The sequence below is a fragment of the Nocardia brevicatena NBRC 12119 genome (assembly GCF_000308495.1).
GTDB classification, from domain to species: Bacteria; Actinomycetota; Actinomycetes; order Mycobacteriales; family Mycobacteriaceae; genus Nocardia; species Nocardia brevicatena.
This window is the reverse complement of the sequence record NZ_BAFU01000164.1, coordinates 1-767: the sequence shown is the minus strand read 5'-3', so window position 1 is coordinate 767 and position 767 is coordinate 1. Positions and strand designations below refer to the sequence as shown.

General features: G+C 66.8%; 1 protein-coding gene. It reads left to right on the top strand.

The features are described 5' to 3' along the window. Nucleotides 1–26: 26 nt before the first annotated feature. Nucleotides 27–593 (top strand): dihydrofolate reductase family protein, encoded by a 567-nt coding sequence (locus ON20_RS25755; protein ID WP_040839595.1) that lies wholly within the window; start codon nucleotides 27–29, stop codon nucleotides 591–593. Nucleotides 594–767 lie beyond the last annotated feature (174 nt).

Genomic DNA, 767 nt, shown 5'->3' with positions numbered 1-767 from the left:
TTGCCCTCCGCTGCCGTCTGATCTGTATGGGCAAACTCATCTATGGCTTCAACGTGTCGGTGGACGGGTACATCGCCGACGCGCAAGGCAACATCGACTGGGGCGATCCGAGCGAAGAGCTGCACCGGTACTGGAACGACTTCGAGCGGGAGACCGCCCTGTCGTTCTACGGGCGGCGGCTCTACGAACTGATGTCCGCGTACTGGCCGACCGCCGACCAGGCTCCGGACGCCACCCCTGTGATCGTCGACTTCGCCCGCATCTGGCGCGATATGCCCAAGGTCGTGTTCTCCCGCACCCTGGAGTCGGTCGACTGGAACTCCCGCCTGGAACGCGGCGACCCGGTCGAGGTGGTGAGGAAACTGAAAGCCGAAACCGACGGCAGGCTGGAGGTGGCCGGCGCGACGCTGGCCGCGCCGATCGTGCGGGCCGGACTGGTGGACGAGTACCGGATCGTGGTCGCGCCCACCGCCGTGGGCGGCGGCACCCCGTTCTTCCCGACACTGCCGTCCTGGATCTCGCTGCGACTGTTGGAGAACCGCACCTTCCCGGGCGGCACGGTCCTGCTGCGCTACGAGGCGAAACACGACTGACACGGCCCAGACGCGCGCTGCGGACACACTACGAGGCACACGACTCGAGCGGCACCTCGCTACTGTGTGACGGCCTGTCCGACATCCACCGGCAGTTCGGCGAACTGCTACCCGGCCAAACCCGCAGAACGACCGATCGACCCACCAACACCGAGGAGGCCGCCTGAAACTCGC

Coding starts and splice junctions, on each gene's coding strand:
- ON20_RS25755 (WP_040839595.1), top strand. CDS start 27: ATGGGCAAACTCATCTATGGCTTCAACGTGTCGGTGGACGGGTACATC.